At 70.8% G+C, this 25,902-nt stretch carries 29 protein-coding genes; 15 read left to right on the top strand and 14 right to left on the bottom strand.

Features of this window, described 5'->3' with window-relative positions; genetic code table 11:
* Window positions 1-56 precede the first annotated feature (56 nt).
* On the bottom strand, window positions 57-449 hold the full coding sequence (locus FVA80_RS04100; RefSeq protein ID WP_147907603.1) for a YidB family protein: 393 nt from the start codon (window positions 447-449) through the stop codon (window positions 57-59).
* Between the two features lie 136 nt (window positions 450-585).
* On the opposite strand from FVA80_RS04100, the gene FVA80_RS04095 reads away from it, so the two are divergent.
* The 6 genes from FVA80_RS04095 (at window position 586) to FVA80_RS04070 (ending at window position 6,052) form a co-directional block, all read left to right on the top strand.
* Window positions 586-1,470: an alpha/beta hydrolase gene (locus FVA80_RS04095; RefSeq protein WP_147907604.1), complete on the top strand. Its 885-nt coding sequence runs from the start codon at window positions 586-588 to the stop codon at window positions 1,468-1,470.
* 120 nt (window positions 1,471-1,590) lie between these two features.
* Window positions 1,591-1,926: a preprotein translocase subunit YajC gene (gene yajC / locus FVA80_RS04090; RefSeq protein ID WP_147907605.1), complete on the top strand. Its 336-nt coding sequence runs from the start codon at window positions 1,591-1,593 to the stop codon at window positions 1,924-1,926.
* A gap of 57 nt (window positions 1,927-1,983) precedes the next feature.
* A complete protein-coding gene (secD, locus tag FVA80_RS04085) occupies window positions 1,984-3,588 on the top strand; it encodes a protein translocase subunit SecD (RefSeq protein WP_147907606.1) in 1,605 nt (534 codons plus the stop codon).
* 233 nt (window positions 3,589-3,821) lie between these two features.
* Complete coding sequence (gene secF, locus FVA80_RS04080) at window positions 3,822-4,763, top strand: protein translocase subunit SecF (protein WP_147907607.1); 942 nt, start codon at window positions 3,822-3,824, stop codon at window positions 4,761-4,763.
* A 12-nt stretch (window positions 4,764-4,775) separates the two neighbouring features.
* Entirely contained in the window at window positions 4,776-5,174 is a 399-nt protein-coding gene (locus tag FVA80_RS04075; RefSeq protein ID WP_147907608.1) for an MTH938/NDUFAF3 family protein, read from the top strand.
* Window positions 5,174-6,052: a phytoene/squalene synthase family protein gene (locus tag FVA80_RS04070; protein ID WP_147907609.1), complete on the top strand. Its 879-nt coding sequence runs from the start codon at window positions 5,174-5,176 to the stop codon at window positions 6,050-6,052. Before FVA80_RS04075 ends, FVA80_RS04070 begins: the two co-directional genes overlap by 1 nt.
* Before the next feature lie 299 nt (window positions 6,053-6,351).
* On the opposite strand, the gene FVA80_RS04065 is transcribed toward FVA80_RS04070, so the two are convergent.
* The 7 genes from FVA80_RS04065 to FVA80_RS04035 all read right to left on the bottom strand — a co-directional run bounded on the left by FVA80_RS04065 (window position 6,352) and on the right by FVA80_RS04035 (window position 10,779).
* A complete protein-coding gene (locus tag FVA80_RS04065) occupies window positions 6,352-6,624 on the bottom strand; it encodes a DUF6883 domain-containing protein (protein ID WP_348644654.1) in 273 nt (90 codons plus the stop codon).
* A gap of 74 nt (window positions 6,625-6,698) precedes the next feature.
* Window positions 6,699-6,950: a DUF4926 domain-containing protein gene (locus tag FVA80_RS04060; protein ID WP_147907611.1), complete on the bottom strand. Its 252-nt coding sequence runs from the start codon at window positions 6,948-6,950 to the stop codon at window positions 6,699-6,701.
* Between the two features lie 45 nt (window positions 6,951-6,995).
* Window positions 6,996-7,643 (bottom strand): methyltransferase domain-containing protein, encoded by a 648-nt coding sequence (locus tag FVA80_RS04055; RefSeq protein ID WP_147907612.1) that lies wholly within the window; start codon window positions 7,641-7,643, stop codon window positions 6,996-6,998.
* Window positions 7,640-8,404 (bottom strand): 5'/3'-nucleotidase SurE, encoded by a 765-nt coding sequence (gene surE / locus FVA80_RS04050; protein ID WP_147907613.1) that lies wholly within the window; start codon window positions 8,402-8,404, stop codon window positions 7,640-7,642. Before surE ends, FVA80_RS04055 begins: the two co-directional genes overlap by 4 nt.
* The gene (gene serS, locus FVA80_RS04045; RefSeq protein ID WP_147907614.1) at window positions 8,404-9,762 is read right to left on the bottom strand and encodes a serine--tRNA ligase; all 1,359 of its coding nucleotides are present in this window, start codon (window positions 9,760-9,762) and stop codon (window positions 8,404-8,406) included. The genes surE and serS overlap by 1 nt, the downstream gene beginning before the upstream one ends.
* Window positions 9,763-9,853: 91 nt before the next feature.
* A complete protein-coding gene (locus tag FVA80_RS04040; protein ID WP_147907615.1) occupies window positions 9,854-10,219 on the bottom strand; it encodes a nuclear transport factor 2 family protein in 366 nt (121 codons plus the stop codon).
* A 116-nt stretch (window positions 10,220-10,335) separates the two neighbouring features.
* Complete coding sequence (locus FVA80_RS04035) at window positions 10,336-10,779, bottom strand: OsmC family protein (RefSeq protein ID WP_147907616.1); 444 nt, start codon at window positions 10,777-10,779, stop codon at window positions 10,336-10,338.
* Between the two features lie 151 nt (window positions 10,780-10,930).
* On the opposite strand from FVA80_RS04035, the gene FVA80_RS04030 reads away from it, so the two are divergent.
* Entirely contained in the window at window positions 10,931-11,797 is an 867-nt protein-coding gene (locus tag FVA80_RS04030; protein ID WP_147907617.1) for an ATP-binding protein, read from the top strand.
* A gap of 353 nt (window positions 11,798-12,150) precedes the next feature.
* Here the strand turns inward: FVA80_RS04030 and dut are convergent, their stop codons facing one another.
* Both dut and FVA80_RS04020 read right to left on the bottom strand, forming a co-directional pair.
* Window positions 12,151-12,621 (bottom strand): dUTP diphosphatase, encoded by a 471-nt coding sequence (gene dut, locus FVA80_RS04025; protein ID WP_147907618.1) that lies wholly within the window; start codon window positions 12,619-12,621, stop codon window positions 12,151-12,153.
* Window positions 12,618-13,499: a CoA ester lyase gene (locus FVA80_RS04020; protein ID WP_147907619.1), complete on the bottom strand. Its 882-nt coding sequence runs from the start codon at window positions 13,497-13,499 to the stop codon at window positions 12,618-12,620. Before FVA80_RS04020 ends, dut begins: the two co-directional genes overlap by 4 nt.
* A 95-nt stretch (window positions 13,500-13,594) precedes the next feature.
* Between FVA80_RS04020 and FVA80_RS30980 the strand changes: the two genes are divergently transcribed.
* From FVA80_RS30980 to FVA80_RS04005, 3 genes are all read left to right on the top strand, one after another.
* Complete coding sequence (locus FVA80_RS30980) at window positions 13,595-14,335, top strand: DUF429 domain-containing protein (RefSeq protein WP_147907620.1); 741 nt, start codon at window positions 13,595-13,597, stop codon at window positions 14,333-14,335.
* A 90-nt stretch (window positions 14,336-14,425) separates the two neighbouring features.
* Complete coding sequence (locus FVA80_RS30975; RefSeq protein WP_147907621.1) at window positions 14,426-14,941, top strand: NUDIX domain-containing protein; 516 nt, start codon at window positions 14,426-14,428, stop codon at window positions 14,939-14,941.
* Between the two features lie 45 nt (window positions 14,942-14,986).
* Complete coding sequence (locus FVA80_RS04005; RefSeq protein WP_147907622.1) at window positions 14,987-15,649, top strand: carbonic anhydrase; 663 nt, start codon at window positions 14,987-14,989, stop codon at window positions 15,647-15,649.
* A gap of 446 nt (window positions 15,650-16,095) precedes the next feature.
* Here the strand turns inward: FVA80_RS04005 and FVA80_RS04000 are convergent, their stop codons facing one another.
* Window positions 16,096-16,800 carry a DUF4142 domain-containing protein gene (locus FVA80_RS04000; protein ID WP_147938375.1) on the bottom strand — a complete coding sequence of 235 codons (705 nt, stop codon included), beginning with the start codon at window positions 16,798-16,800 and terminating at the stop codon, window positions 16,096-16,098.
* 207 nt (window positions 16,801-17,007) lie between these two features.
* Between FVA80_RS04000 and FVA80_RS03995 the strand changes: the two genes are divergently transcribed.
* From FVA80_RS03995 to nudC, 5 genes are all read left to right on the top strand, one after another.
* A complete protein-coding gene (locus tag FVA80_RS03995; protein ID WP_187193588.1) occupies window positions 17,008-18,156 on the top strand; it encodes an acyltransferase in 1,149 nt (382 codons plus the stop codon).
* A 27-nt stretch (window positions 18,157-18,183) separates the two neighbouring features.
* Window positions 18,184-19,047 (top strand): universal stress protein, encoded by an 864-nt coding sequence (locus FVA80_RS03990; protein ID WP_147909551.1) that lies wholly within the window; start codon window positions 18,184-18,186, stop codon window positions 19,045-19,047.
* Window positions 19,048-19,108: 61 nt separating this feature from the next.
* Complete coding sequence (locus tag FVA80_RS03985) at window positions 19,109-19,714, top strand: hypothetical protein (RefSeq protein ID WP_147909552.1); 606 nt, start codon at window positions 19,109-19,111, stop codon at window positions 19,712-19,714.
* An 82-nt stretch (window positions 19,715-19,796) separates the two neighbouring features.
* Window positions 19,797-20,216, top strand: a complete 420-nt coding sequence (locus tag FVA80_RS03980) for an HIT domain-containing protein (protein ID WP_147909553.1) — start codon at window positions 19,797-19,799, stop codon at window positions 20,214-20,216.
* 6 nt (window positions 20,217-20,222) lie between these two features.
* Complete coding sequence (gene nudC / locus FVA80_RS03975; RefSeq protein ID WP_147909554.1) at window positions 20,223-21,122, top strand: NAD(+) diphosphatase; 900 nt, start codon at window positions 20,223-20,225, stop codon at window positions 21,120-21,122.
* Window positions 21,123-21,333: 211 nt separating this feature from the next.
* Here nudC and FVA80_RS31825 read toward each other — a convergent pair whose 3' ends face one another.
* The 3 genes from FVA80_RS31825 to FVA80_RS03955 form a co-directional block, all read right to left on the bottom strand.
* Window positions 21,334-21,459 (bottom strand): hypothetical protein, encoded by a 126-nt coding sequence (locus tag FVA80_RS31825; protein ID WP_281407045.1) that lies wholly within the window; start codon window positions 21,457-21,459, stop codon window positions 21,334-21,336.
* A gap of 89 nt (window positions 21,460-21,548) precedes the next feature.
* A complete protein-coding gene (gene cysG, locus FVA80_RS03960; protein ID WP_147909555.1) occupies window positions 21,549-23,027 on the bottom strand; it encodes a siroheme synthase CysG in 1,479 nt (492 codons plus the stop codon).
* 154 nt (window positions 23,028-23,181) lie between these two features.
* A complete protein-coding gene (locus tag FVA80_RS03955; protein ID WP_147909556.1) occupies window positions 23,182-25,878 on the bottom strand; it encodes a nitrate reductase in 2,697 nt (898 codons plus the stop codon).
* Between the last annotated feature and the right edge of the window lie 24 nt (window positions 25,879-25,902).

Genomic DNA, 25,902 nt, shown 5'->3' with positions numbered 1-25,902 from the left:
TTGGCGCGAGTTCTCGAGACCGCCGACCGATTCGGCCGGGGCGGCCGATCAAACTATCAGCGGACCTGCGTGCTGAAGTTCGGCTGCGGCTTCAGCCGGCCGTCCTCGCTCTGGGCCGCGACCGCCGCGGGCAGGAACTCGGCGAGCGCCGTCGGCACGCGGCCGGCCGGCAGGCTGAGATCGTAGGCCAGTCGCTCGGTGACCGCATCCGGCAGGCACCCGGCGATCGCGGAGGCCGGGACTGGGCGGTTCTCACCGGACCCGATCCAAGAATCGACGGCTCCGCCGTGGCCCGCCTCGCGCAGCCGATCCAGGAACGCGACGAGGCCGCCCGGGTAGAACTTTGCCAACGCAAGTGCCAGCTTGCCGCTGCCGGCGCTCACGACCGCCCGGTCGGCCGCCGCGACAACGTCGCCGATCAGGGTCTTCACACCGTCGCGCAGGCTCATCGTGTCGTATCCCCGGGTTTGGTTACCACGCTCAAGGTTGGGCGGGACCGGCGGGCGGCAAGAGGCGGCCGGCAACGGTGCATGCGGCAATTGCGCGGCGATCGGCTAGAACATCCGACGCAGCGAGAGGTGATCCATGAAGCGCGTGCAGGCCGGTCTACTCGACGTCGCCTACCTGGAGGTCGGTCCTGCGGACGGGAAGCCGGCCGTCCTGCTCCACGGCTTCCCGTACGACGTCCGTGCCTACGATGCGGCGGCGGCATGCCTGGCCTCTGCGGGCGTGCGCTGCCTGATCCCGTACCTGCGGGGCTACGGGCCGACCCGGTTCCGCGACCCGCAGACGCCGCGCTCGGGTGAGCAGGCGGCCTTGGGAGCGGATCTCCTGGCCTTCCTGGATGCGCTCGGGATTGGGCGGGCGGTGCTGGCCGGCTACGATTGGGGCGGCCGGGCGGCCTGCGTGGTGGCGGCGCTCTGGCCGGAGCGGGCGACGGGGCTCGTGAGCTGCGGCGTGGGCTACAACATCCAGAATATCCAGGCCTCGGCCCAGCCCGCATCGCCGGAGGCCGAGCACCGGTTGTGGTACCAGTACTACCTTCATGGCGCGCGCGGCCGCGCCGGCCTGTCGGCCAACCGCGCGCAATTCTGCGCCTTACTGTGGCGGCTGTGGTCGCCCTCGTGGTCTTTCTCCGAAGAAACGTTCGCCCAGACCGCACGGTCCTTCGAAGAGAATTCGGATTTCGTCGACGTCGTGGTCCACTCCTATCGCCATCGCTTCGCGCTTGTACCCGGCGATCCGGCGCTGGCCGGAATCGAGGCAAGGCTGGCGGCTCAGCCGGACATCACCGTGCCGTCGGTGGTGCTGCTCGGGGCCGACGACGGGGTCGGGCCGCCTTCTCAGAAAGACACCGACGCCCGGCACTTCACCGGGCCGTACCGGCGCGCCATCGTCGCGGGGGTCGGGCACAACTTTCCCCAGGAGGCACCGGAGGCCTTCGCGGAGGCGGTACTCGGCCTGCTGTGACCGTCTGAGCGCGGGGCGTTGCTTTCGGGTAGCCCCTGGCTATAGTCCGCGCGCTTTCAGACAGGTATGCGGACGCCGCTTCCGGCGGCAGGCCTGCGTGCCAATCGCAGGAGACGCTCGTTGATCACCCCCGCCTTCGCGCAAGGGGCCGCTACGGCCGCTGGCGGAGCGGAGATCGCCTTTCAGGTGATCCCGTTCGTCCTGATCTTCGTGATCATGTATTTCCTGATCCTGCGACCGCAGCAGAAGCGGGTCAAGGACCACCAGGCGCTGATCAAGGCCGTGCGCCGGGACGACACGGTCGTCACCAATGGCGGCCTCGTCGGGCGGGTCGTGAAGGCCGTCGACGACCAGGCGGAGATCGAGGTCGAGATCGCCCCGAACGTCCGCGTGCGGGTCGTCCGGACGATGATCTCCGAGGTCCGCGCCAAGGGCGGACCGGCCAAGGCCGTCTGACACCTTCCATGAAGCGGCCGGCGTAACCCGCCGGCCTGACAGAGAAAACATCGGCCGATGCTGCGCTTCTCCCGTGCGAAGATCATCACGACCCTCGCGGCGATCCTGATCGGTCTGATGCTCGCCGTGCCGAGCTTCTTCTCGCCCGAGCAGCGCAAGGGCTTCGTGGCGAGCCTCCCGACCTGGTTCCCGACCTGGATCGTCCCGACCCGGGGCATCGTGCTCGGCCTCGACCTGCAGGGCGGCTCGCAACTGCTGCTGGAGGTGGACCAGAACGAGCTGATCGCCTCCCAGGCCAAGGCCCTGCGCGACGACGTGCGCCGCACGCTCCAGCAGGAGAACGTCCGGGCCGACGGTGGCATCGGCCTGCTCCAGCGCGGCGTCCAAGTGAAGGTCGCGGACGACGCGGCCCGGGCCAAGGTCCTGCCGAAGCTGCAGGACCTGTCGCTGCCGATCACCACGTCGATCGGCCAGACCGCCGCCCGCACCCTCGACATCACCGAGCAGCCCGGCGGCGTGATCCGCCTGGCGCTCACCGATGCCGGCATCACCGACCGGACACGCCGGGCCGTGAGCCAGGGCATCGAGGTCATCCGCCGGCGGCTCGATTCCACCGGCACCACCGAGCCGTCGATCCAGCAGCAGGGCGCCGACCGGATCCTGATCCAGGTCCCGGGCGAGCAGAACCCGGAGCGCCTGGAAAGGCTGCTCGGCTCCACCGCCAAGCTCGAGTTCCGCATGCTGGCCGACAGCCCCTCGGGCGACGTCGATATGCTGCCCTCCAAGGACGAGAAGGGCGCCAAGGTCCCGGTCGAGCGCCGGGTCATGGCGGATGGCGGCGAGCTGACCGACGCCCAGCCGGCCTTCGACCAGCAGTCGCATGAGCCGATGGTCAGCTTCAAATTCAACCTGCGCGGAGCCCAGCGCTTCGGTCAGGCGACCTCGGAGAATGTCGGCCGGCGCATGGCGATCGTGCTCGACAACGAGGTCGTGTCGGCTCCGGTGATCCGTTCTGCGATCACCGGCGGCTCGGGCCAGATCACCGGCAACTTCACGGTTCAGCAGGCCAACGACCTGTCCGTCCTGCTCCGGGCCGGCGCCCTGCCGGCAAAGTTCACCGTGGTCGAGCGCCGCGTCGTCGGCCCCGGCCTCGGCCGCGACTCGATCCAGGCCGGCAAGCTCGCGACCCTGGTGGCGGCGGGCCTCGTGGTCTGCTTCATGTTCGCCACCTACGGGACCTTCGGGTTCATCGCCAACATCGCCCTGATGGTCCATGTCGGGCTGATCCTGGGCCTGATGTCGGTGCTGGAGGCGACCATGACGCTTCCGGGCATCGCCGGCATCGTGCTCACCATCGGCACGGCGGTGGATTCCAACGTGCTGATCTACGAGCGCATGCGCGAGGAGAGCCATGCCGGCCGCTCGCTGATCTCCGCGCTCCAGGCCGGCTTTGATCGGGCCTTCGCGACGATCATCGACTCGAACTCGACCATGGCGATCGCCGCGCTGATCCTGTTCTTCCTCGGCTCGGGGCCGGTGAAGGGGTTCGCCGTGGTGTTCATCCTCGGCATCCTGACCACGGTCATCACCGCGGTGACGCTGACCCGGATGATGATCGCGGTGTGGTATAAGACGTTCAGGCCGAAGGCCCTGCCGTTCTAAGGCTTCGAATCTTCCGAGGAGGTTGGCCGAGCGATCAGACACCGACCCGTCATCCCGGGGCCGCGAAGCGGAGCCGGGGATCCAGAGCCGCCGCCGGCGCCCGATCCTGTCGCCGCCGTGCGTCTGGATCCCGGGCTCGCCTACGGCGCCCAGGACTGGCGGAGCGAGCGGGATGAGCCCGCGTCGATCATCCGGAGGCCCCTCGCGCCCGATACGCGAACCGAGACGAAACCATGCGCCTGCTCCGCCTCTGGCCCGATGAATCGCATTTCGACTTCATGCGCTTCCGGCGGCTCACCTTTCCGCTCTCGGCGGTGCTGTCGCTCGTCACCGTGGTGCTGTTCCTCACCATCGGGTTGAACTTCGGCATCGACTTCAAGGGCGGCACCCTGGTCGAGCTGCAGGCCAAGTCCGGCACTGCCGACGTGGCTGCGATCCGGCACACCGCGGTGGGCTTCGGCTTCGGCGAGCCGGAGGTGCAGGAACTTGGCAACCAGGGCACCGTGCTGGTCCGCCTGCCGCTCCAGCCCGGCGAGCAGGGCCAGACCGCCGTGATGAACAAGGCGCACGCCGCCTTCGACGCCGATTACGATTTCCGCCGCACGGAGACGGTCGGCCCGCGCGTATCGGGCGAGCTGGTCCAGTCGGGGACGCTCGGCGTCGTGCTGTCGGTGGTCGCGGTGCTGCTCTACCTGTGGTTCCGGTTCGAGCGCGAACTGGCGCTCGGCGCCATCGTCGGCACGCTCCACGACATCGTGCTCACGGTCGGCGTGTTCATCATCACCCGTATCGAGTTCAACATGACCTCGATCGCCGCGATCCTGACCATCGTCGGCTACTCGCTCAACGAGACCGTGGTGGTGTTCGACCGGACCCGCGAGCTGATGCGACGCTACAAGACGATCCCTACGGTCGACCTGCTCAACCTGTCGATCAACTCGACCATGTCGCGGACCGTGATGACCTCGATCTCGTCCGGCCTGTCGCTGCTCGCGCTGGTGCTGTTCGGCGGCGAGGCGATCAAGGGCTTCGCCACCGTGATGCTCTGCGGCGTTGTGATCTGCACCTACTCGGCGATCTTCGTGTCGACTCCAGTGTTGATCTATCTGGGGCTGATGCTCTCGGGCGCCCGCGCGGCGGCCGAGCGGTCCGGTGTCCCGCAACCCGCGGAGTAGTTTGTCCCCGAGATGGCCGAGCAGCCGAGTCCGAAGAGTTTCGAGTCCGGCTTCGTGCCGGGGCGCCACATCATCGACACCTACGGCAATGGCGGCTTCCGCTTCGCCGGGATGTCGCATCGCGGCTCGCTCCTGCTCCTGCCGTCGGGCGTTCGGGCGTGGGACGTGACGTCGCCGAAGGCGATCGACCGCACGGCCCTGCGCCCGGTCCAGGCCGAGGCGGCGGAGATCGAGCTGCTGCTGGTCGGCACCGGCCTCGACATCGCGGCGATCGATCCGTCCCTGCGCGGCTGGCTCAAGGATGCCGGCGTCGGGCTGGACGTGATGCAGACCGGGGCGGCGGCCCGAACTTACAACATCCTGGTGGCCGAGAACCGGAAGGTCGCGGCCGCCCTGATCGTGGTCGATTGATGCCGGAGGTCGATGACAAGCCCGCCGAGACCGGCCTGGCTTTCGCGCAGACCCATTGCGAGCAGCTGGTTCGCGACGGCGACCCCGACCGTTATTATGCGACCCTGTTCGCCCCGGCCGCCGCCCGCCCGCACCTCTTCGCCCTCTACGCCTTCAGCCTGACCGTCGCGCGGGTGCGCGAGGCGGCCTCGAACCCGATGGCCGGCGAGATCCGCCTGCAATGGTGGCGCGACGCCCTCCAGGGCGAGGCCCGGGGTGACGTGCGCGCCAACCCGGTTGCGGCGGCGCTCGAAGAGGCGATCCGGGTCAACCGCCTGCTGCGGCAGCCCTTCGTCGACCTGATCGATGCCCGGGTGTTCGACCTCTACGAGGACCCGATGCCCCGGCTGAACGACCTGGAGGGCTATTGCGGCGAGACCGCCTCGGCGCTGTTCCGGTTGGCGAGCCTTGTGATCGGCAACGGCACCGAACCGGGCGGCGCGGGGGCCGCCGGCCATGCCGGCGTCGCCTATGGCATCACCGGGTTGCTCCGCGCCCTGCCGTGGCATGCCCGCTCGGGGCAGGTCTACCTGCCGGCGGACATCCTGGGCCGCTACGGAGTGACCCGCGAGGACATCACCAGCGGCCGCGGCGGCCCCGGCCTGCGCCGGGCCTGCGCCGACCTGCGCGACCTCGCCCGGACCCATCTCAAGGCTTTCGAGGCCGCTCGTCCGGCGATCGCACCGCTCGCCGGTACGGCGTTCCTGCCGGTGGCCCTGGTCGAGCCCTACCTGGCGACGATGGAGCGGGCGAGCTACGACCCGCTCAACACCATCACCGACCTGCCCCGCTGGCGGCGGCTGTGGTGGTTGTGGCGGGCGTCGCGGCGGATTTCTTAGGGGAGGCGACGCCCTTTTCCGGACGCCGGCGACGCAGTGGACGGCGGTCCGGAATCCGGCAGAGGAAGTGTCGCGCAGCGGCACGATCGAGAAGCAACGCAGACGCTTCGCGGCGTCATGTGCTTGGTCTAGGGTCGCATTCCGCTGACGCTGCATGCGCCCGGGAAAGGGGTGGTGCTCGGGACGGCATCGCCATTGCGAGCGCAGCGAAGCAGCCCGGTGCGACAGCCCACCGGGTCGGCTTTTGAATTCAATCGGTAATGAACCGGCACGAGCTTTGGGGGTGGTGCCAGACCATCTCAGGCAGGGATTTGGGTCAGAGGCACGGCCGTGACGAAGCAAGCGTTGCGCGCGGCATCGAGGCGCCACACCGTGCGCACCCGCGGATTGCGTCCATCGGGCGTGAGGAGAGGCCCCGCGAAGATCACTCTCACGTCGCCGCGCCCAGACATCGTCTCCGCCACGAAGGTGGTGTCCGCCGGGTGATCGAGGAGGGCGGCTGAGGACGTCAGGGGATCGTGCATCCCGAATCCGGAGCGCTTGAAGATGCGTGCTTTCGGACCCCCTCCGATATGGATTTCATCCAGGAGGTAGCTGCTGATCGTGCGCGGGTCGAGCGATCAGCTCAGAGGCCAGTCCGGGAGGGTCAAGCCGGCCCGCGCTTCACGAGGCGGAGGTCGCTGGCCTCGACCGTCGCGAGGGCGCCCATCGGATGCGCAAACTCGACGTCGCAGGCTTCCCCGTCCCGCCAGATTCCGACGATCGTTCCCTCGGTGCCGGGCTCCATTGTCACGTCGTCGTCAGTTATCGCATGCGCCCTCAGCGCCACTCGGTCGAGGTCTCGAAGGTCCGACTGCGGCTCCTCGCGCCTGACGCTGTAGAATGCGTCGACCGACATGTCGGCGGGATGGCGGGTCGTGCGCGACGACGCAAGGCTTCAGCCTCACAGCACCCGCGCCAAGCCCGGCACCAGCCCCGCCAAACGTATCGGTGGCCCGAGTTCCGGGTCCGCATCGGGCGTCGCCAGCGTCGCGATCCGGCACCGGCCCTCTCGGCTGAGGCCCGTCACCAGGCGCCCGCCCGGTTCGAGGGCCGCGCGCCAGTGCGACGGGATGGCGTCGACGCTGCCATGGACCAGGATGCGGTCGAAGCCGCCGTCCGGCAGCTCCGGGGCGAGGCCGTCGGCCTGGACGACGTGCACCTCGGACTGGGCGGCGAGCCGCGCGGCAGCCTCATGGGCGAGCGTCGCGTAGCGCTCCAGGCTGAGGACGGCGCCGGCCCCGAGCCGGGCGAGCAGCGCCGTGACGTACCCTGAGCCGGTGCCGATCTCCAGGACACGGAGACCGGGTTCGATCCGCAGCAGCGCCAGCATCTGGGCCACCTGCGTGGGCGCCGTCATGGAGGCGCCGCAGGGCAGCGGCAGGGCGAGGTCGCGCCGAGCCTGGGCGCGGTGGGCCTCGGGGGCGAACGGCTCTCGCGGGACCTGCTCCATGGCCCGCAGGATCGCGGTGTCCCGCATCCCCCGGCCGCGGAGCGCCATGACGAAGGCCGCGTTGCCGGCAGCCTCCTCGAGGCTGCCCAGGTCGATCACGCCGAGAAGGCCTGCGCAAAGCGGGTGAGCGTCGGCTCGTCCGTGAGGTCCAGGCGCAGGGGCGTCACCGAGATCTTCTTCTCGGCGATCGCCTTCAGGTCCGAGCCGTGGCCCGGCTCGAACCGGGCCTTGGCGAAGGCCAGCCAGAAATACGGGTTGCCGCGCCCGTCCATCCTTGCATCGATCGACAGCAGCGCCTGGTTGCGGAAGCCCTGCGCGGCCACCGCAATGCCCTGCACGTCGGCCGGTTCGCAGTCCGGAAAATTCACGTTGATCAGGATGCCGGGCTCAATGCCGGTCTCGAGGATCTTGCGGATCACCTTCGGCCCGTGCTCGCGGGCGCAATCCCACTTGAGATTGGTCCGCCCGCCCGCGCCGTAGGCCTGGCTCAGGGCGATCGAGCGGATGCCGAGGATCGTGCCCTCCATGGCGGCCGCGATCGTGCCCGAATAGGTCACGTCCTCGGCGACGTTCTGGCCGCGGTTGACCCCCGACAGGACGAGATCCGGCCCGTGCTCGCCGAGAATGTGGCGCACGCCCAGGATCACGCAGTCGGACGGCGTGCCCTTCACGGCGAAGCGCTGCTCCGAGACCTGCCGCAGGCGCAGCGGGTCGTTCAGCGACAGCGAGTGCGAGACGCCGGATTGGTCGCTCTCGGGCGCGACCACCCAGACGTCGTCGGACAGCTCCCGGGCGATCTCCTCCAGGGTGGCGAGCCCCGGCGCGTGGATGCCGTCGTCGTTGGTGACTAGGATGCGCATCAGCGGGCCCCTTCGATCCGGTTGAGCCCGCCCATGTAGGGGTGGAGCACCGACGGGATCGTGATGCTCCCGTCCGGGTTCTGGTAGTTCTCCATCACGGCGATGAGGGCGCGGCCGACCGCCACCCCCGAGCCGTTCAGCGTGTGGACATAGGCCGGCTTGCCGTCCTTGCCCCGGTAGCGGGCGTTCATCCGGCGGGCCTGGAACGGGCCGCACACCGAGCACGACGAGATCTCGCGGTGGGTGCGCTGGCCGGGCACCCAGACCTCGATGTCGTAGGTCTTCTGGGACGCGAAGCCCATGTCGCCGGTGCAGAGCGTCATCACCCGGTAGGGCAGATCGAGTTTCTTCAGGACCGCCTCCGCGCAGGTGAGCATGCGCTCGTGCTCGTTGTCGGATTCCTCCGGTGTGGTGATCGAGACCATCTCGACCTTGTTGAACTGGTGCTGGCGCAGCATGCCGCGGGTATCCCGCCCCGCCGCACCGGCCTCGGCCCGGAAGCAGGGCGTGAGCGCGGTGAAGCGCAGGGGCAATTCCTCTTCGCGCAGGATGGATTCGCGGACGAGGTTGGTCAGCGGCACCTCCGCGGTGGGGATGAGCCAGAATTTTTCAGACGTGCTCCGGCCGGCCTCGTCCTGATCTCCCGGGGTCACGCCGATCTCCTGCGCCTTCGGGGCATCGAGACCCTTGAAGACCGAGAACTGATCATCCTCGAATTTCGGCAGCTGCGCGGTGCCGAACATCGCGGCGTCCCGCACCAGTACCGGCGGCGCCACCTCCAAGTACCCGTGCTCCTGCGTGTGCAGGTCGAGCATAAACTGGCCGAGCGCGCGTTCCAGCCGGGCGAGCTGGCCCTTCAGCACCACGAAGCGCGAGCCGGAGAGCTTGGCGGCGGATTCGAAATCCATCAGCCCGCTGGCCTCGCCGAGCTCGAAATGCTCGCGGCCTTCGGTCAGCCGCTCGCGGGTCGAGGCGTGGCTGCGGTAGACCACGTTGCCGTGCTCGTCGGCGCCGTCCGGCACGTCGGACTTGGGCCGGTTCGGGATCGCGGCGAGTTTTTCGGACAGCGCCGCGTCGGCCCGGTCCTGCGCCGCCTTCAAGTCGGCCTCGGCGCTTTTGAGCGCGGCGACCTCGGCCATCAGGTCGGCCGCGCGCGCCTCGTCCTTGGCCTTCTTGGCGCCGCCGATCTCCTTGGCGAGCGCGTTGCGCCGCTCCTGGTTGGCCTGGGCCGCCGAGACCGCGGACTTGCGGGCCTCGTCGAGGCCGATCAGCGCGGACGAGAGCGGCGTGAGGCCCCGGCGGGCGAGGTCGCGGTCAAAGGCGTCCGGGTTGTCCCGGATGGCGCGGATGTCGTGCATCGTGTTGGCTCGGATCTGCGGCGCACGAGGCTCGGCGCGCGCGGCCCACGCTTTGCCGCATTGCGTCCGGTGGGACAAGCGCAGGCCGCCCTCACGCCTTCGGGGGCGCGATCTTCAGCTGGTCGATCGCCCAGAGCCAGGTGCCGTCCGGCTGCGCGCGGGCGACCTCCACGGACAGCGCGCCGTTGGGCAGCCGGGCGAAGGTCAACGCGAGGGCGCCGTTGCGCACGGGCTCCAGCGTCTCGGGGGCCGGGAAGTCGGACTTGCGCGCCAGCAGGTCCGTGTAGAAGGCCCGGATCTCGGCATGACCCGTGGCCACGACGCGGCCGGCGGCCAGCACCGCGTCAGGCTCGTAGAGCGCCACCAGGCCCTCGACATCGCCGGCATTGGCCCGCTCGTTGAAGAGCTGGGCCAGCGCCGCCGGCTCGGTGGCAGCGTGTCGGTGATCGTGGGCCACGGGCAACTCCTGTGTAGGCTATGAGTGTGTGACATCTCGGGCCGCGCGCCCGGATGTTTGAGATGTCGGCCGCGACGCTGCGGGAAGGTCCGAAACGCCACACGTCCAGCCGGCGCTCATGCGAGCCGCGCCCCGTCGGCATCCTCCACCGAGACCGCCACCGGGATCCCGGCCTTCACGCTCTCCGAGACCGTGCAGAAGCGTTCGAACTGCTCCAGCACCCGGTCGATCCGGGGCATGGCCTCGGCCGCGGCCCCCAGCCGGATGCGCACGTCGATCCCGCCGATCCGCAGGCGGCCCTCCGGGTTGCGTGCCATCCGGCAGGTCGCCTCGGCGGCGACGCCCTGCGCGTCCTGCCGGAACTTGCCGAGGGCGAAGACCAGGCTGGCGCAAAGGCAGTTCGCTACGCCCGATGCCAGCAGCTGCTCGGGGATCGGACCTGTGCCGCCGCCGACCGGGGGCGCCTCGTCGGTGAGGAGGCCCGGAAGGCCCGCACCGAAATCGACGGAGAAGACGTAAGCCCCGACCTGGGTGATCCGGATCGTCGGTCCCGCATCCATCCGCGCCCTCCCGGGGCCGACCCGACCGCCCTCGCGGAGGATTCAACGCCCGATCCGGCTTCGCGTTCGAGCCGCACGGGGACGGATGATTTCCGCCACCGAACGCCGTAGTACGGTTGCTCGACCGATCCGGAAGCGAACCCCCGATCCGATGACGAGCCTCGAGACCCTGATGCCGCTCCTGGAGCGGATCGCCACCGCCCTGGAGCGCGCCGCGCCGCCCGCCCAGCCGGCCTTCGACCCGAACGCCGCCGACGCTTTCCTGTGGGGACCGGAGCGGCGGCTCACCCCGGTGCCACAGGTGGCGCGGGTGGAGATCGGCCTGCTCACCGGCATCGACCGGGCGCGCGACACGCTGATCGAGAACACCGAGCGCTTCGCCCGCGGCCTGCCGGCCAACAACGCCCTGCTGTGGGGCGCCCGCGGCATGGGCAAGTCCTCGCTGGTCAAGGCGGCCCATGCCGAGATCAACGCCCGCCGTCCCGAGGGTGCGCGGCCGATGAAGCTGGTGGAGATCCACCGGGAGGATATCGAGGCCCTGCCCGACTTGATGGCCCTGCTGCGGCCCGACCCGCATCGCTGGCTGGTCTATTGCGACGACCTGTCCTTCGACGGCGACGACACCTCGTACAAGTCGCTCAAGACCGCGCTGGACGGCGGCATCGAGGGCCGGCCTGGGAACGTCCTGTTCTACGCCACCTCGAACCGCCGGCACCTGCTGGCCCGCGACATGGTCGAGAACGAGCGCTCCACGGCGATCAACCCCGGCGAGGCCGTGGAGGAGAAGGTCTCCCTCTCGGACCGGTTCGGCCTCTGGCTCGGCTTCCACAAATGCAGCCAGGACGAGTTCCTGGCGATGATCCGCGCCTATGCCGAGCGCTATGGCCTGGACCTGCCCGCGGAGCGCCTGCGCGCCGAGGCCCTGGAATGGGCCACCACCCGGGGCTCCCGCTCGGGCCGCACCGCCTTCCAGTTCATCCAGGACCTGGCCGGGCGGATAGGGAAGGTGCTGGATTGAGGCGTTTGACCGCCTAGAACATGCGCGGCATCCCGGCGGACGCAGCCTCAGACGGTCATCGGCGGCGGGATCGGTGGATGCGCCGAGATCGGTCCACGCACCGTGTCGTCCCCGTCTCCGGCGCCCCGCCGGGACGACACGGTGAATCGTTCGGCCGCCGTCGTATCTCGGGAGTCGACCTTCGACTGGTCGGCACGGCGCGATACGTCAGAGCATGTTCGGCTTGGGCCTTGCGACCCATCGGCAGCTACGTCGGGCTCGCGCGATACGAGGTGATCGCCTTCGGGAATGATCTGGCTTGAGGGGCGGGGCGCCAACCGGCGATCTCCGTCACCCGCGTATCGCCCGGGGCCCTACCGACCGCTCGACCCGAACCCCCCTGCCCCACGGCCCGAACCCGAACCGGGCTCGTCCTCCAGCACGGTGAGGACCGGCCGGGTCACGCGGGTGAAGACCAGTTGGGCGATCCGGTCGCCCGGCTCGATCCGGATCGGCCGCGCGTCGTCGCGATTCCAGGCCGAGACCATCAGGGGGCCTTCGTAATCCGCGTCGATCACTCCGGTGCCGTTGCCCAGCACCAAGCCGTCCCGGTGGCCGCGTCCGGAGCGCGGGAAGATCAGGCCGCACCAGGCGGGGTCGCGGATCAGCACGCAGAAGCCCGCCGGGATCAGGGCCGGTGCGCCCCGGGGCGGCAGCGTCAGCGGTTCGTCCAGGCAGGCATGGAGGTCGAGGCCGGCCGCCGCCGCCGAGCCCCAGCGCGGGAAGCCCCAGCCGGGCAGCCGCAGGTCGAGGAGACGCAGGCCGACCTCGGGTGAATCGTTCACGCGCCGAGCCGTTCGATCGCCTCGGCCAGGGCCAGGGTGCGCCGCGCGGCCTCGACATGGAGGCGCTCGACCATGCGCCCGTCGAGCGCGATGACCCCGTGGGCCTGGGTCTCCGGTGCGTCGAAGGCGGCGGCGACCCGGCGCGCCTCCGCGATCTCGGCCGCGTCGGGCCCGAACGCGGCGTTGGCCGGGCCGATCTGGCTCGGGTGGATCAGCATCTTGCCGTCGAAGCCCAGGTCGCGGCCCTCTGCGCATTCCGCCTCGAATCCCGCCGCGTCGTCGAGACCGGAAAAAACCCCGTCGATTGCCTCGATCTCGTAGGCCCGGGCGGCGGCCAGGACATTCATCAGCCAGGGCACCAGGGCGGCCCGGCCCGGGGGGCGGATCCGGGCCGCCTTCACGAGGTCGTTGGGGCCGATCACCAGGGCGGCGAGCCGTCCATCCACGTCCCGCGCGGCCCCGGCGATCTCGGCGGCGTTCACCACCGCCATCGGGGTCTCGATCATCGCCCAGATCCGCGTCGCCGCGGGCGCCCCAAGCCGGCGCAGGCGGGCGCCCACCGCGATTAGCGCGTCGGAGCAGCGCACCTTCGGCACCAGGATCGCATCCGGGCCGGCGCCGGCCAGCGCCGCGAGGTCAGCCTCGCCGTCCTCGGTCTCGGGCGGGTTGATCCGCACGACCACCTCGCGCGAGCCGAAGCCCGATCCCGAGACCGCCGCGGCCACGAGGGCGCGGGCCTCGGCCTTCTTCTCCGGCGCGACCCCATCTTCCAGGTCGATCAGGATCACGTCGGCGGGCAGCGTGCGCGCCTTGTCGAGGGCGCGGGCGTTGGAGCCGGGCATGGCCAGCACGCTGCGACGGGGACGGATCTCGCTCATCACGCTTCTCCCGGGCCGGCGGCGATGCCCTTGCGGTCGCCGATAGCTTTCCACCGCGTCCCGGGCAAGAACGGATCGCGGGATGCGGGGACGGGATGGCGCGCTGGGTCGCGGGGCTGGACGGCTGCCGAGGCGCCTGGGCGGGGGCGCTCCTCGACCTCGACGATCCCGGTCGGTACCGCTGCGCCCTGTTTCCCGACGTGGCCGCACTCCTCGACGCGCCGGAGCAGCCGCTGATCGTCGGCATCGACGTGCCGATCGGCCTGCCGGACCGGATCGTTTCCGGCGGCCGGGGTGCCGACAGGGCCGCCCGCCTCCGGCTCGGCCCGGCCCGATCGTCCGTGTTCCCGATGCCGGCCCGGGCGGCGGTCTACGCGGCGGATTACGACGCGGCCAAGGCCATCGCCCGGGCGACGAGCGACCCGCCCTTCGCGCCCTCGATCCAGGGCTACAACATCTTCCGCGCCGTCCGCGCGGTGGACACGCTGCTGCGGGCGCGGCCGGTGGCGTTGGCACGCGTCCACGAGGTTCACCCGGAGGTGGCGTTCCACGCCCTGAACGGCCTCCGGCCCCTCGGCCTGCCCAAGAAGGGCGCCCGGGCCCGCGAGGGCCTCGCCCTGCGCCGGAGCCTGCTGGAGGCTGCGGGCTTGCCGGTCGCCCTGATCGAGGTCCGCGCCAAGGGCGTGCCGGCCGACGACCACCTCGACGCCCTCGCCGCCTTGTTGGTGGCACGGGACATCCTCGAGGGCACCGCGGTGCCGCTGCCGGACCCGCCTGAGCGGGATGGGTACGGCCTGCCGGTGGTGATCTGGGCGCCGGCCGCGCGGGTGCTGTGACCCGCCACCTCGAGGTCTTGTGATCGCTCACAACTTGGTGATCGCGGCTGAGCGGTGTCCGTCTGTGGCCTCGTGCTCTAGCTCAATTGCATGAGCGAACCGAACACACCCGCGATCCGCCACATTGCCCGGGCGATCGTCCTCGACCCGCAGGACCGGATCCTGCTGATCGCGTACGCCTCCGTCCACGCCAAGGGGCCGGACGGCGAGCCGCTGCGCTTCTGGTTCATGCCCGGTGGCGGACTGGAACCCGGCGAGGACCACGTCACCGCCTGCCGCAGGGAGCTGGGCGAGGAGATCGGCCGCGATGACGTCGCGATAGGCCCGCAGGTCGCGGCCTGCGACGGCCCGTTCCACCTGTTCCGCCAGTCGCGGGATGCCCGGGAGCGCTACTTCTTGGTCCGCCTGCCCGACGACCGGGTCGATACCAGCCAGCTCGCCGAGACCGAGGACAACCCGGTGATCGGAACCCGCTGGTGGCCGCTGGCCGAACTCAAGGCGAGCGGCGAGCGCGTCGAGCCGGCGGGGCTGGCCGATCTCGCGGCCGATCTCGCGGCCGGGACTATTCCGCCTCGGCCGCGCGTTCTGACTTGGCACGATCGCTGACCCGGATCTCGCATCTGCGAAGATCCCGAACCTCAAGGAGACGGCATGTTCCCTGAATTCCTGACCGAGGGCTACCGCGCGTTCCTGGCCGACCGGTTTCCCACCGAGCGGCGGCGCTTCGCGCAGCTCGCTCAAAGCCAGGAGCCTCAGATCCTGGTGATCAGCTGCTGCGACAGCCGGGTGGCCCCGGAGGCGATCTTCGATGCCGGCCCCGGTGAGTTGTTCGTGATCCGCAACGTGGCCAACATCGTGCCGACCTACGAGCCGGACGGAGCCTATCACGGCACCTCGGCGGCCATCGAGTTCGCGGTCCAGGCGCTCGAGGTGAAGCACATCGTCGTGCTCGGCCACGCCACCTGCGGCGGCATCAAGGCCTTCGCCAACAAGGCTGCGCCGCTCTCGAGCAGCAACTTCATCGGCAAGTGGGTCTCGCTGGTGGGCGCCGCGGAAGCGAAGGCGGGTGATTCGAGCGCGCCGGACTACCTGACCCGGATGGAGCACGCCATGGTCAGCCAGAGCATGGAGAACCTGCTGAGCTTCCCGTTCATCAAGGAGCGGGTCGAGGATGGCCGGCTCAACATCCACGGTGCGCATTTCGGCGTGGCCAACGGCGTGCTGCTGGTCCGGAATCCGGAGACCGGCCACTTCCACCCCGCGGTGGACGATGCCGGCCGCAAGATCCTGCCGACCGCGGTGGCTTGCGACTGAGGAACCCCTCGGACGGCTCGACATTCCGGCTTGAGGTGTTCTGCGGGGCGTCTCAGGCCGGGGGGCTGCATACCGGATGCTGCGGTCGCCAACTGGCAGATGCGCGTCGCCGTTCTTCGCGTATCGGTTGTCGCTTGCGAAAGCTGTAAGGCGCTTAAGCGTCTGCAGGGCTCGACGAACGCGCCTCCCCACGAGGGAGAGAGGAAGCAGGTTCCGCACCGATACTTACGGCTTGACGTCTACCATCTGCGGCTCCGCGAGCCCGCAAGGTCGAGTGGCTCGTCGCACCTTCGAACACGATGACGTCTGGCCGCAACTGCTGCCGGGGTGGCTTCGCTGCACCCGCAAGAACGGTGCAGTGCGCGGTCAGAGACAAGAAAAAGGCGGCGTGCTCGCGCACGCCGCCTCGCCCTGTCACCCGGCCGGGGCCGGGATATCCTAAACGATCACATGGCGCCCGGCAGACGCTGGGCGTGATCGAAGTGCATCTGCAAGGCCGGCAGGGCCTGCTGGGCGTAGTTGCGCAGGGCCGGGTTCGGGCCGCCCTGGGCGTAGGCCTGCGTCATGGCGATCGACATCTGGTGCGCCTGGATCTGCTGGCTGGCGTAGAGACGGTCGAAGCGTGGGCCGGCCGGGGTCGCGGACAGCTCGGCGAGCATCGCCTGCTGCTCGGGGCTCGGCGGGACGACAGTCGAGGCGCCGGTGGCCATGGCATCGCCGCGTCCGAGGCGACTGCCCGCCGCCGCGCCGCTGGCCGCGCCGGTGCCGACGCCCTGAAGGCCGCCGACCGGGCCGCCCGCCAGGGTTCCGCCGACCACGCCGGTCGCTGCGCCGACGCCTGCGCCGACAGCGCCGCCCGCCACCGCCAGCGGTGCCGTCACGAGGCCGCCGAGGCCTTCGTCCCGGGCCGCCATGTAGTTGCTCTCGCCGCCGGACAGCGCCACGTTGGCGGCGCGATGGTCGCGGATGACTTCCTGGGCGAACGACCGGACCTTGGGATTACGCGACTTCGACAGGGCGATCTGCGAGGACTGGACCTCGAAGGCGTTCGCCTGCATCGACTGCAGGCGGAAATCGTTCGCGCCCTGTGCGAAGGCGGGGGTCGATAGCGCCAGGACGAGCGCGGACGCGGCAGCGTAGTTCTTCAGCATGGAAACCTCGATTACGTGTGAAGACGCGAAGCGGCCCGCGGGGCCAGCAAAGATCCGGTCCTGGTCGAAGGCCCAAGATCTTGCAGCCGAAACGGTACGGCGACACGTTCGCGAATTAGTTCGACAACGGGGCTATCGACTTATGGTTCCTGCCGTTTTTTACTGAGAGCCCGGGATTAGAGGAACTCCATTTGTGTTGAAGGCTCCGTGACCCTGTTCGGAATCCAGATCCTGCGCGCCGCTGCTGCGCTCATGGTGGTCTGGCATCACGCGCGCCACGAGTCCGGGATGATGGCTGCCCGCGGCGCCGGCCCGACCCTCGATCCCGGGACGCTCCTGCCATGGTGGGGCGGGGTCGACCTGTTCTTCGTGATCTCTGGTTTCGTCATCGTCCATGCGAGCGGCCGGCTGTTCGGGGCGCCGGGCGGACGCGCCCGCTTCCTGGCGCACCGGGTCGCCCGGGTCGTCCCCCTGTACTGGCTGGTGAGCCTGATCGTCCTGGCCCTCGCCATCGCGCGCCCCGACTGGCTGGGCGAGGCCGCGGCCCTCGTCAGAGAGCCGGGCACGATCCTGGCCGGATTCCTGTTCTGGCCGGCGGCCCGGCCGGACGGCACCATCCAGCCCCTCTACAGCCTTGGCTGGACCCTCAATTACGAGGTGTTCTTCTACGGCCTCTTCGCCCTGGGGCTGGGCTTCGGCCGGCGCGGCGCCGTGGCCTGGCTCGCCCTGGCGCTGGTGCTGCTGGTGTCCGTGGGTGCGCTCGTGCCCGCCTTGCCGGTGCCGGTCCGGTTCTGGGCGAACCCGATCGTGCTGGAATTCTTGCTCGGAGCTGGGCTCGCCCTCGCCCATCGGGAGGGTCTTCGGCCTGGATCCGGGGTGCGCCTCGGGCTCGGGGTGATGGGTCTCCTGGGGCTCGCCCTGGCCGCCCGCCTGCTCGGCGACGACGGGTCCGCCGACGGGGTCCTCCGCCCCCTGCTCGTCGGCCTGCCATCCGCCCTCCTGGTGACCGCCGCCCTCGGGCCGGCGCGGGATGCCGCTCAGGTCGCGGCCCTGCCCGCCTTGACGCGGGGGCTCGTGATCCTCGGGAACGCCTCCTACGCGCTGTACCTCGTCCACCCCTTCGCGCTGCGCCTCGGGCGCGAGGCGCTGCTGCGGCTCGGCCTCGCCCCGGTCCTGCACCCCTGGGGCAGCGTCGTTGTGATGCTCGCCGGCAGCGTCGCGGCTGCCCTGCTGGTCCACCGGTTCGTCGAGCGGCCGCTGAGCCGCTGGGCGCGCGACCACCTGGATCCCGGCGCCGCGCAAAACCGTGTGCGCCCCGTCCCGGCCCCGGTTCCCACCGGGCCTCGGGCGGATTAGCCTCGCGCACCGGAGGAGGATGCCGCGATGAAGACTTTGCTCGTACCCGTCGCGATGCACGACGGCCTGACCTCCGTGTTCGAGACGACGCGGCTCGCGGCGTCGCGCTTCGGCAGCCTGATCGAGGGCGTATCCCTGCGCCCTGCGCTCGCCGAGTACGTCCCCGTCGACATGGTGGGCGGCATGACCTGGCTGCGCGACGAGGAGGCCGACCGCGCCGAGGCCGAGGAGGCCGGCGGCCGCTTCGTCGCCTTCATGGACGCGGCCGGGATCCCGCGGCACGCCCGCGACGGCCTGTGCATCCCCGAGAAGGTGGCGGATGCCGGGCCGCGCTACCGCTGGCGGCAGGACGTGCCCACCGGCGACGCGTTCCTCGGCCAATACGCCCGGCTGTTCTCGGCCACCGTGGTCGGACGCCCGGGGACCACCGACAACGCCCCGCGGATGACCACCTTCGAGACTGCGCTGTTCGAGGGCGGCCGGCCGATCCTGCTGGCGCCGCCGGTCGCCCCGACGTCGCTTGGAGAAGCGATCCTGATCGCCTGGAACGGCTCTACCGAGACCGCCCGGGCGGTGGCCTTCGCGATGCCGTTCCTGCGACGGGCCGAGCGGGTGCTGGTGCTCAGCGTCGAGGGCGGCATGGTCCCGGGGCCGAGCGCCCAGGACCTCGCCCAGGCGCTGGCCTGCGAGGGCGTGGCCGCCTCGCATCGCTCCCTTCCGTCCGGCCGGCGCGCGCCGGGCGAGACCTTCCTGGCCGAAGCCAAGGCGTTCGACTGCGACCTCCTGATCAAGGGCGCCTACACCCAGAGCCGCCTGCGCCAGATGATCTTCGGAGGTGTCACCAGCCACGTCCTGGCCCATGCCGACATGCCGGTGCTGATGGCGCATTGACCGCGACTGGAACCGTCGTCCGCCCCTGGCGTTCGGCCCCCGCAGCCGGACCAGGATCCCCGTGACGAAATCGCGAACCCGCTTCCTTCTCGCAGCCCTTCTGATGGCCGTGACGGCGACCGCTGTCCGGGCGCAGCCGAGCACCGTCCGGTTCCGCGGTACCATTGTGTGGGCCGAGGCCGACCGCCTGCAGATCCGCCGCGCCGGCGGCAGCACCCTGACCCTGCGGATGAACCCGCGGACCCGGGTCTTCGCGGTGACCGAGGCGGCCGTGCGCAACATCAAGCCCGAGAGCTACGTCAGCGTGCTCGCCGGCTCCGAGGCCGAGCCGCGGCGGGCGACGGCCGTGACCGTGTACTCGCCTTCCGAGCGCGGCTTCGAGGCGGGCAGCCAGACCTGGGATACCGAGCCGGGAGCGACGTTCACGGCTGGCTGGGTCTCGGACCTGCGTGGCGGACGTCCGCTTGGCCTGACCCTGGGCTTCGGCGGCGGTCAGGCCAGCTTCTCGGTTCCCGCCGGGACCCCGGTCACCGCGATGGCGCCCGGCGAGAAGGCCCTGCTGGAGCCCGGCGCGGCCACCACGATCTTCGCCCGGTCCGGGCCGGACGGCGCCCTCGATGTCGGTACGATCGCGGTGGGCCGGCAGGGCGCCGTGCCTTCGTTCTGACCGAAGCTTTGCGCCGGTTGCGTCATCACTCCGCGCATCCGAGGCGCGCGCCGGCGCGCTGGCTGCGCTACACCGTCGTGCCATGACCGAGTCCGCCTTCCTCCTCGATCCGCGCCTCTCTGCCGACACCGTCGAGGTGGGCGACCTGACCCTCTGCCGCGTCCTGCTGATGGACGATGCCCGGTTCCCCTGGCTGATTTTGGTCCCGCGCCGCCCCGACGTCTCCGAGATCACAGATTTGTCCGAGGCCGATGCCGGGGCACTGTGGCGGGAGATCCGCATCGCCACCGGGGTGATGCAGGCGCTGTCGAAGCCCGACAAGGTCAATGTCGGGGCGTTGGGCAATGTCGTGGCGCAGCTCCACGTCCACGTCATCGGCCGGTTCCGCTCCGACCCGGCCTGGCCCGGGCCGGTCTGGGGCTTCGAGACCCGGAAGCCCTACCCGTTCCATGCCCGCGCCCAGCTGATCGAGCGCGCCGGCACCTTGTTCTCCGCGGCCTGAACCCGAATGACCGATCCCCGCGACACCCTCGGCTTCGTCCGCAACCGCCTCGACCGGCACTCGGCCGAGCAGCCCGAGGAGGCGGTGCCTCCGTTCGACGCGCCGGACGCGCGCCTCGTCCTGATCTGCGGCGACCGGATCGTGCTGCGCGGGGCGACCGCGCTGATCACCCCGGCCGAAGCGCCGGACCCGTCCGGCACGCGCATCTTCCTGGGCCATCGGGACGGAAGGCCGGTCTTCGCCGCGTCGGCACCGGCCGAGGCCGCGGAGGGTTTTGCCGCCGGCGAGACCCGTACCCTAGACCTGCGCGCCATCGCGACCGAAAACGCCGTTGAGGCCGAGGAGCTGGGCCTGCTGGCGGTGGCCAAGTCGATGCTCGATTGGCACGCCCGGCACGGCTTCTGCGCCAATTGCGGCACGGCCACCGTGGCGAAGGCCGGGGGCTTCCGCCGGGAATGTCCGTCCTGCAACGCCCACCATTTCCCCCGGGTCGACCCGGTGGTGATCATGCTGGTGCGCCGGGGCGAGACCTGCCTGCTCGGGCGCGGCCCACATTTCCGCCCGCACATGTATTCCTGCCTCGCCGGCTTCCTGGAGCCCGGCGAGACCATCGAGGACGCGGTGCGCCGGGAGGTGTTCGAGGAGACGCGGATCCGGGTCGGCGCGGTCACCTACCGGACCTCGCAGCCCTGGCCGTTCCCGTCCTCGCTGATGCTGGGCTGCGCCGCCGAGGCCCTCGACGGCGACATCGTCACCGATCCGAGCGAATTGGAGGACGCCCGCTGGTTCGACCGCGCCGCGGTCGCCGCCATGCTGGCCGGCACCCATCCCGAGGGCATCCAGTCCCCGCCGCCCATGGCGATCGCCAACTACCTGATGCGGGCGTTCGTGGCCGGCGAGACCTGAGCCACTCGCCGCTTCAGCCCATCGGAAACCGCCGGCGGCATCGACGGCGCTCAACGGTTCCGAGCGGTCCGGTACGCCTCATCCCCACCGAGCTTCCTCACGGCGACCACGGTCACGGTGATCGCCGCATCGCTGACTCGGTAGACCAAGCGGTGCCCGGAGGCGCGTCGATCCGCTCCATCCTGGCTTCGCAGGCGGCCGGAGGGGCCTTTTAGGCCATGACCCGATTGGGGTTGAGGATCGCGACCCGCTCGCCCTGCGCTGCGCTCGACACACCGGCCGGACCCTCCTCCAGATCCGACACGCTCAAAGCCCGGTTCGCCAGCACGGCTCGCATCGCGATCGTCGAGAGATTTCATTCCTCGGGGCGTAACGCGATGCCGGGATCAGTACCGACTTTCGACCCAGGACCGATCCGTCTCGGCCTCAGATCGCCAAACGCTCCGGCACCGTCTCGGGGGCCACCGCCGCCCGCGTCTCCGAAAAGGCCTCGCCGACCATCAGCAGCGCGGGCCCGTCGAGGCCCGCAGCCTCGACCCGGTCGGCAAGGTCGGCGGCGGTGCCGCGCAGCGAGGCCTGGTTCGGGCGGCTGACGTTGAAGACGAGGAGCGCCGGGGTCGCGGGCGCCAGCCCCTCGTCCACGGCCCGGGCCAGCAGCGCGCGGAGCGTGCGCTTGGGCATGTAGACCACCGTGGTGACGCTCGGATCGGCGAGGGCACCCCAGTTCAGGTCGTCCGGCAGGGCGCCGCGGCGGTCGTGGCCGGTGACGAATTGCAGACGGCGGGCAGCGTCGCGGTGGGTCAGCGACAGGCCCAGCGCGGCCGCGGCCCCCTGCGCGGCCGAGATGCCCGGCACCACGGTGACGGGAATGCCCGCAGCCCGGCAGGCATCGATCTCCTCGCCGGCCCGGCCGAACACCAGCGGATCGCCGGATTTCAGCCGCACCACCTGCTTGCCGGTGCGGGCCAGCTGAACCATCAGCGCGTTGATGTCGTCCTGGCGGCAGGACGGGCCGTGACCGGTCTTGCCGACCAGCATGGTCCGCGCCTCCCGGCGGGCATAGTCCAGGATCTCGGGGGCGACGAGGTCGTCGTACAGGATCACGTCGGCGTTGCGCAGCGCCCGCAGGGCCTTGAGCGTGAGCAGCTCCGCGTCGCCCGGACCGGCGCCGACGAGGCTCACCGCGCCGCCCTTCGGCGCCACCTCGGTCTCCCCCAGCAGCTCGGCGAGGTCCTGTTGCGTCGGAGCGCGGTCCGGCTCCGCGAAGGCGCGATCGGTGAAGCGTTCCCAGAAGCTGCGTCGCTCACTGAACCCGTGGAACCGGGCGGTGACGCCGTCCCGCCAGTCGCGGGCGGCCCCGACCCAGCGACTGAACCCGCGCGGCAGCATCGCCTCGATCCGGGCGCGCACGGTCTGGCCGAAGACCGGCGCCGCGCCCTCCGTGGAGATGCCGACGACCAGGGGCGAGCGGTTGACGATGGCGCCGAACTTGACGTCGCACAGGTGCGGCCGGTCCACCGCGTTGACGATCGCGCCGGCGCCGCGGGCCGCGACTACGAAGGCGACGCAGTCGGCCTCGTCCTCCATGGCGCCGATGCAGAAGGCGGCCCCCCAGAGGTCGTCGAGTGTCCAGGCGCGCTCGTGAAGGGCCACGCTGCCGTCGACGATCTCGTCCGGCACCGCACGGAGCTCGTCGCTGGGCTGCGGCGCGTAGACGTCGACATGGGCGCCTGCGGCGGCCAGGACCTTCACCTTCCAAGGCGCCCCGCCCGAGGATCCGGCGAGCACCACCCGCTTGCCTCGCAGGGGCACGAACACCGGCAGCACCGCCAGCGGCTCCAGGCCGGCGGATTGGGTCTCGCGGGGTGCGCGGGCCGCGCGCAGGAGGCTTGGGGTGTCGGTCACGAATCTATCCTGAGCCTACATCGTGCCGGTCATCCCAACCGACAACCTCATCCTGAGGTGCCGCGTCGCCGCTGCCGCTCCGCGCCCGCATCTCAGGATGAGAGGGGCTGGCGGGACGGGCCGATCCGTTCTCGATTGGGCATATATCAAAGAATCATGCGGCGCGGGCAGTCTGGCCGGGGAGCATCTTGCGGATCTCGGGGATGCAGGAGCCGCAATTCGTGCCCGCCTTGCAGGCCGCGCCCACCGCCGCGACGGATCCGGCCCCCGCCGCGATGGTCGCGGCGATCACGTCGGCACCGACCCCATGGCAGGCGCAGACCACCGGGCCGGCCGGCGCGGTGGCGGCACGGCCCGAGAGCAGGGCACGGCGCTCGGCCGCCTCGGGGGCCTCGATGGCGAACAGGGCCTTGGCCGTTTCCCAGTCCGGGCGGGCCTCCGCGGGGGCATAGGCGAGGCACGCGACCAGCCGCGCACCGTCGTAGACGGCGCAGCGGTAGCGGTCGCGGGCATGGTCGGCGTATTCGGCGAGTTCGTAGCCGGCGAGCGCCTCGCTCTGGATCAGCCCGCGGACCATCAGCGCCACGGCGCTGGAACTGGCCGCGGTGGCGAATTGTACGCCCCATCCGCCAGTGATCGCCGCCCGCGCCCACCACCAGCCCTCCGGCAGCGCCACCTGACGGCGCGACAGCAGGAAGCCCCGAGCCCGGTAGGCGACGGGCGCGATGGCGACAGGCGTCGCCTTCAACTCGGGCTGGCCCGAGACCGGGTCCGGCACGCCGCGGACCAGGGCCCCGACCCGGGCCTTCGACGCGTGGGCGCTGCCCCAGTGCATCGGCATGAACAGGCAGCCCGGTACCACCGTGTCCGTGACCATCACCTCCAATTCGGCTTCGCCGTGCTCGGTCCACAGGCGGGCGATGCCGCCCTCGGTGAGGCCGAGGCCGGCCGCGTCGTCCGGATGCACCTCGACGAACGGCACGGCACGGTGCGCCGAGAGGCGCTGGCTTTTCCCGGTGCGGGTCATCGTGTGCCAGTGGTCGCGCACCCGGCCGGTGTTGAGCACGAATGGGAACGCCTCCGAGATCGCCTGCGCGAGGGCCGGTGGCTGCACCGCCACGAAGCGGGCGCGCCGGTCGAAGGTGTAGAACCGCCCGTCGCCGAACAGCCGGGCCTTGCCCTGCGGCGCGCCCCGCGGGCCGGAGCGCTTCGGGATCGGCCATTGCACCGGCAAGGCGCTCTCGTAGGCGGCGTCGCCGATGTCGGTGAGCGCGCCGAGATCGAAGTCGCGGGTGCCGTTGTTCTCGTAGGCCGAGAGCCCGGCATGCTCGCGGAACACCGCCGCCGCGGAGTCGAACGCGAAGGCCCGGCCGTGGCCGAGCCGGCGGCCGATGTCGGACAGCACCGCCCAGTCGGCCCGCGCCTCGCCTGGGGGCGCCAGGAACCGGCGCTGCCGGGAGATCCGCCGTTCGGAATTGGTGACCGTGCCGTCCTTCTCGCCCCAGGCGAGCGCGGGCAGCAGCACCGTAGTCTTGCCGAGACCCCGCACCGTGTCGGAATCGGCCATCACCTCGGAGACGACGTAGAGGTCGAGCCCGTCGAGGGCGTCGCGGATCACGTCGGCCCGCGGCATCGAGACCAGCGGGTTGGTGCCCATCACCCACAGGGCCTTGATCCTGCCCCGGCAGATCGCCTCGAACAGGGCCACCGCCTTCATGCCCTCGCCGGTGACGATCCGGGGCGCACCCCAGAACCGGCGCACCCGGTCCACCTCCTCGGGGGCGAAGTGCATGTGGGCGGCCAGCATGTTGGCCAGACCCCCGACCTCGCGGCCGCCCATGGCGTTGGGCTGGCCGGTGAGCGAGAACGGCCCCATCCCGGTCTCGCCGATGCGGCCGGTGATCAGGTGGCAGTTGATGATGCTGTTGCCCTTGTCGGTCCCTTGGGCCGACTGGTTCACACCCTGCGAGAAGGCGGTGACCACCCGGCGGGTGCCCGCGAACAGGTCGTAGAAGGCGGCGATGTCGGCGAGCGGTACCCCCGTCGCGGCGGCGACCGTCGCCACGTCCGGCGCGATGAGGCGGGCGCGATCCAGGGCGGCATCGAGCCCGGCGGTGTGGGCCTCCACGAAGGCCCGGTCGCGGAAGCCGTTATCCGAAAGGTGCACGAGCAGCCCCGAGAACAGCGCCACGTCGCTGCCGGGCCGGATCCCGAGGAACAGGTCGGCCTCCTGGCCGGTCTGGGTCCGGCGCGGGTCGATCACCACGAACTTGGTGCCCCGACGGGCCTTGGCGTCGGCCATGCGGCGGAACAGCACCGGGTGGCACCAGGCGGCGTTGGACCCGACCATGACGATCAGGTCGGCCTCGTCCAAGTCCTCGTAGCAGCCCGGTACGGTGTCCGAGCCGAAGGCGCGGCGATGGGCCGCCACCGCGCTCGACATGCAGAGCCGCGAATTGGTGTCGACATGCGGCGTGCCGATGAAGCCCTTCGCCAGCTTGTTGGCGACGTAGTAATCCTCGGTGAGAAGCTGCCCCGAGAGGTAGAACGCGATCGATTCCGGACCGTGCGCCTCGGCCACCGCGCGCAGTTTTTCCGACACGGTCGACAGCGCCGCGTCCCACGAGGCCTGGACGCCATCGACCTGCGGGTGGAGCAGGCGGTTCTCCAGCGACAGGGTCTCGCCGAGTGCCGAGCCCTTCGAGCAGAGCCGGCCGAAATTGGCCGGGTGCTCGGAATCGCCCGCGATCGCCGCGCCGCCGTTCCCGTCCGGGGTCGCGAGAACGCCGCACCCGACACCGCAATAGGGGCAGGTTGTCCGCACCGCCGGGTCTGCCACGGACAGGGTCATGGCTGAATCCTCGAAACTTCTGTG

This window comes from Methylobacterium sp. WL1, assembly GCF_008000895.1.
Classification (GTDB): Bacteria; Pseudomonadota; Alphaproteobacteria; order Rhizobiales; family Beijerinckiaceae; genus Methylobacterium.
The sequence above is the reverse complement of the archived record's forward strand: the minus strand, read 5'-3'. Positions and strand labels throughout refer to the sequence as shown.